Consider the following 5,198-nt stretch of genomic DNA (forward strand, 5'->3'; position numbering starts at 1 on the left):
GGCACCAATATGGGTTCTCCGGTCGGTGAGCACTACACCACCTCCTCTGGGACCTCGATGGCAGCTCCGCATGTCGCCGGTGCCGCCGCGCTTCTGTTGCAGCAGCACCCTGACTGGACCGGTGAGCAGGTCAAGGCGGCGCTGATGTCCACGGCAAAGACTGCGGCTGGGATGGGCGCGTTCGATCAGGGCGCCGGGCGGGTTGATGTCGCTCGCGCGGTGACGCAGACGGTTGGTGCGTCGCCGGCGAGTGTCAGTTTCGGGTTTGCTTCGTGGCCGCACGAGGACGACCCGGTGCTGACGAAGACGATCACCTATCGGAACAGCGGTACCAGTGCGGTGACGTTGGACCTCGAGTTGCAGGGCGGGAATCAGCCGGCCGGGTTGTTCACGGTGTCGCCGAGCCAGGTCGTCGTACCGGCCGGTGGGACAGCGAGGGCGACCATCACCGCCGACACCAGGTCGGCGGCGCTCGTCGGCGTGTTCAGCGGGTATCTCGTCGGGACCGGGGCGGGAGCGACGGTCAGTACGCCGGTCGGGGTGGAGAAGGAGACCGAGCGCTACGACATCGAGCTGACCCATATCGGGCGCGACGGCAATGCTCCCGAGGAGCACATCACCTACTTCGACCGGATCGGTGATTGTGGTGCCGATCCTGATTGCGGTGATTTCAGCTACGGATCAGGCATTGGCACCAGCAAGCTTCGGCTCGCGCCGGGGAAGTACACGATCGGTGATCTGTCTACCGTGATGGGCGGCGGCTGGACCGTCTTGATGCAGTCGGTGTTCGAGGTCCGGCCGGGTGGCGGCTCGGTGGTGCTGGATGCCCGCAAGGCGAAGCCGGTCCAAATGTCGGTGCCCAAGGCAACGGCCCGGCTGATGGAGCTGAGCGTGGCGGTCGCCCGGGACACGCATCGTCCGGACGGAATGGTGACCTACGGGGTGACCGGGGGACGCTGTGTCTCCGCTGTTCGTCACCGATCTCGGTGCCCCTGCGCCGTCGCCGGCGGATATCGTCAGCGTGGCTCACGGTCGTTTCGCTGAGCCGGGGCCCGCTGGCGATTTCAAGGACAGCCCCTATGAGTACAACCTGGCCGACTATGCGCAGGGCCGCACGTTTGATGGGGTGGACCTGCATCCGAGCCAGGGGGATTTCGCCACGGTGAAGGCCACCTACGCGTCCGACTCCGATGAGGTCCGGGAGTCCGCGACAGGGCATGGCGTCCGGCCCGCGGATGACCTGACGAAATTTGCCTGGGACCCCTACGGCGTGAGCCTGGTATCCAGTTCGCTGCCGTTTCAGCGCACCGAGTACTACTTGGCTGACGGACTGAAGTGGATCAGCAGTTTCATGCGGCCAAGTGGCATCCTGTACGAAACAGAGGGGAGTACCTTCCAGCTCGGCCGGACGTATCGACGCGAGTGGAACAAGGGGGTGCTGGGACCACGCTTGACCCAGGGCCCGATCCAGGCGAACGGTCTGACGCTGGGCGCACAACGCTCGGGCGACAAGCTCCACTTCGGTCTGAGCCTGCGATCGGACAGCGATCCTCGGCACGCGAACGAGCCGGGGTCTTCGGCGGGACCAGCCAAACTCTATCGGGACGGGGAACTGCTGGCGGACTGGCGGCACGCGGAGTACGTCGAGGTGCCGGTGCCGGCTGGGGCGGCGTCGTACCGGCTGGAGAGTCAGGTCGCGGTCGCCGGTGTCGAGGTGTCTACGAAGATCAGCAATGCGTGGACGTTCCGGTCGGGGCATGTGGACGGGGTAGCGGCGTTGCCGTTCATGGCGGTGCACTTCACGCCTGTACTGGATGATCGCAATCATGCTCGGGCGGGTGCCGGGTTCACGATCCCGATCTCGGTGCAGCGTCAGCCGGGGGCGCCGGCGGTGAAGGTGAAGTCGCTGACGGTCGACAGCTCGACCGACGACGGAACAACTTGGCGGTCGGCCAGAGTTGAGCGTGTCGGTGACGGCTGGCGTACGAAGGTCACGAACCCGGCCGGTGGCGCTGTATCGCTGCGTGCGACCGCAACCGATGCCGACGGTAACAAGGTGGAGCAGACGATCATCAGGGGCTACCTGGTGAACTGACCCAGACCCGTCCCGTCGGTACTGCGCCGTCTTGGGCTAGGCGCCGGCGGGACGGAACTGGCCCGGCAGATCCATGATCCGCGGTGCCTGCGGACGGCCTTCCTCGGGCTGGTTCGGGTTCTCGAAAGCGTCGAAGTGGAACTCGCTGGTCTCCTCGAGCTCCGGGCCGTCCATCCGCTCCCGATACTGCTGACCAACCTGCTCGTTCCGCTCGAGCTTCCGCTCCTTCTCCGGTCCAGCGCTGGGCGCCTCAGCAGGCGTCACCTCAGAAGCAGACCCCGGACGCGGCGCGACCACGGTCTCATCCTCAGCACCCGGCCCACCCGCACCTACTCCACCTGCGGTCGACCCACCAACAGCGTGCCCACCCGCAACTCCTCCTGCCGTCGGCCCACCTGCAGCTCCACTTGCGGTCGGCGCACCTGCTGTTTGCCCACCAGCAGTGCCTCCACCAGCGGTCGGCCCACCTACAGCTCCACCAGCGGTCGGCCCACCGGGAGCTGGCTCGTCGGCAGGCCGCCCGCCCGTGGGCGAAGCTTCCTCAGCCGCCGGCGCAGCGGCCTCGGCCTCCGCCCCCGCACTCCGCCCACCTGCAGCCTGCTCGTCAGCACCTTGCTCAGCCCGCGCTTGCTCTTCCGGCGTTTGCTCACTGGCCGGGGCCGGTTCCGCGGGTGGTTCGTCTGCGGCTTGCGAGCTCGCGCTCTCCTCGGCCGTCTGCTCCTGCGCCGGGACGACTACTGTTTCGTCCTTGTCGGTGGGGACCAGCATCGTCTCGTCGTCGCTGTTGCCCTCGGCATCGGCTACGACGGTGTCATCGTCCCGAGCGGGTTCAGGTTCAGCGACGGCGTACTGCGTGGTCTGCTCCTCCGCCTGATCCCGCGGCGGGAACGGTGTCGGCTGCTCCTCGTCGAACAGGTCGTCGTAGCTCGTGTTGCCACTGAAGCTGCTGCCCATCCGGTTGTCGACGCTGGTCGGATAGTCACCCCCGGCAACCGGATACACCGCCGCGGCCTCAGCCGCCTGCTGCGCCTGGGCGAGCTCCTGCTCCCGCTGGCGAAGATCCGCCTCCGCGCGCTCGCGACGCCGCGCCTGCACCGCCTGCACGATCAGCTGGATCCCATAAACCAGCGAAATCACCGCCAGGATCGGCACCACCCCGTTCAGGGTGTACTGCTTGATCCCGTCGATCATCCCGCTCGTCACCCCGGGGACGTCGTTGAGGAAGTTCGTCGTCCGGTTGGGGATCCAGTTCACCGCGTAGATCATGGCGCCGAACGTCAGCGCCGCTCCCAGCGCCGCGGCGCCGGAGAAGTACGACAGCACGGTCCAGAAGATCAGCGCTCCGATGCCATAGGCAAGCGCCATCTCCTTCGCATTCAGTTCGATACCACCGTCGGCGGCGAGAACTCCGAAGACAGCGGGCCCGACCAGCGCCACGGCGATGCCGAGAAGGAAGCCAAGAAATTTGGACACATCTTTACCGTAGCGACGTTTTGCCCTGACGCAGCGACGACACTTCGCGCACCTGCCGCGGTGAAACATCACTCACAGCAGCGACTCCGCTGCAAGTCGCGAACGACGGTCAGACCGTCAGGCCATAGGTGATGCCTGCTGGTGCTGGGTTTTCCTCGTGATCGAGGTCCGGGGTCCGCTCGTACTCCTGCCAGGCGAGCATCGTGTCCAGGTGCCGCCGTACCGGCTCGAGCACCTCGGCGACCCCGACCTGCCGGCCGAGCTCCTTCGACAACGTGGTCACGTCGGCATCGGAGATCCCGCACGGCACGATCCGGTCGAACCAGGTGAGGTCGTTGTCACAGTTCAGCGCGAACCCGTGCATCGTCACACCCTGCGCCACCCGGATCCCGATCGCGGCGATCTTCCGCTCCCGTCCACGCTCGTCCGCGGGCACCCAGACCCCGCTACGGCCCTTCACGCGACCCGTCCGTACGCCGAGGTCGGCGCAGACCGCGATCAGCGCTTCCTCCAGCCGGCGGACGTAATCCACCACATACACATGGGAGGCGAGTTTCACGATCGGGTAGCCGACGAGCTGGCCAGGACCGTGCCAGGTGATCTTGCCGCCCCGGTCGACGTCGACCACCGGCGTACCGTCCACCGGACGCTCGTGCGGCTCGGTCCGCTTGCCGGCCGTGTAGACCGGCGGGTGCTCGAGCAGGATGACGGTGTCGGTTCCGGTGCCCTCGGCAACTGCCGTGTGCAGCCGGCGCTGCTCAGCCCACGCCTGCTCGTAGTCGACCGCATCGGCGCCGAAACCGGCCTGCACGTAGTTGATGTCCCTCACGCCTTCGACTGTATCTCGCCCGCCCCGGCGCCCGTCGCCGCCATCCACAGGCCCCGATCCCGGACCTCTGGACGCTGAGCCGCTGTGGATAACTTCCGCGGTGTCGCGGCCGATTCGTGCACTCTCTCTGACATGGCACTCGAAGACATCGCCGGCTACAGCCTGCGCCGGGGGCTCGGGTCCGGATCGGTCGGCGCCGTCTGGCTGGTCCGGAACCTGGCCTCCGGCCGGCACGCCGTGCTCAAACGCATCCCGTCCGCCTCCATCCCGTCCGTCCAGGAGTTCCGGGAGGACCTCGCGCTCGCCCAGAGCATCGACCACCCCCACATCACCCGCCTGATCGAGGTCCGCCAGACCGACCGCGAATGGCTCCTGTTCAGCCAGTACGTCGCAGCCGGCACGCTCACGGGGTTGCTTCAACGCAGGGGCAAGTTGTCCCTCGGCGAACTGGTCACCCTGGTCAGCCCGTTGGCGCAGGCGCTCGCTGTCGTCCACCGGGCCGGCCTCACTCACGCTCACCTGGGCGCGGGGGACATCATGTTCGACGCCGACGGCCGCCCGATGCTGACCGACGTCGGCCTCCGCCTCCAGGGCCCGCCTTGCACTCCCGCAGACGACCTCGCGGTCCTCGCAGACCTGACCCACGAAGCCGGCGGCGATCCCCGAACCTTCCCCGCCTCCCTCTTCACCACAGACGGCGACACCCTCAGCCACAAAGTCCTGGAACTAGCCACCCCCACCCCTCTCAACCTCGGCTTCGACACCGACCCACCACCGGCGGACGTACCCCCGACCCCACCC

The 5,198-nt window shown here is 67.4% G+C and carries 5 protein-coding genes; 3 read left to right on the forward strand and 2 right to left on the reverse strand.

Annotated elements, in window-relative coordinates:
- The coding region (locus VFG33_RS17320) for a S8 family serine peptidase (protein WP_325053915.1) at nt 1-1,044 on the forward strand (1,044 nt) is incomplete at its 5' end.
- Nucleotides 1,022-2,095, forward strand: a complete 1,074-nt coding sequence (locus VFG33_RS17325) for a hypothetical protein (RefSeq protein WP_325053916.1) — start codon at nt 1,022-1,024, stop codon at nt 2,093-2,095. The genes VFG33_RS17320 and VFG33_RS17325, both read left to right, overlap by 23 nt.
- 36 nt (nt 2,096-2,131) lie before the next feature.
- Here the strand turns inward: VFG33_RS17325 and VFG33_RS17330 are convergent, their stop codons facing one another.
- A complete protein-coding gene (locus tag VFG33_RS17330; RefSeq protein WP_325053917.1) occupies nt 2,132-3,568 on the reverse strand; it encodes a hypothetical protein in 1,437 nt (478 codons plus the stop codon).
- Nucleotides 3,569-3,677: 109 nt separating this feature from the next.
- On the reverse strand, nt 3,678-4,397 hold the full coding sequence (gene lipB, locus VFG33_RS17335; protein ID WP_325053918.1) for a lipoyl(octanoyl) transferase LipB: 720 nt from the start codon (nt 4,395-4,397) through the stop codon (nt 3,678-3,680).
- Between the two features lie 132 nt (nt 4,398-4,529).
- Between lipB and VFG33_RS17340 the strand changes: the two genes are divergently transcribed.
- The coding region (locus tag VFG33_RS17340; protein ID WP_325053919.1) for a protein kinase domain-containing protein at nt 4,530-5,198 on the forward strand (669 nt) is incomplete at its 3' end.

Source organism: Kribbella sp. (assembly GCF_035687465.1).
Lineage (GTDB): Bacteria > Actinomycetota > Actinomycetes > Propionibacteriales > Kribbellaceae > Kribbella.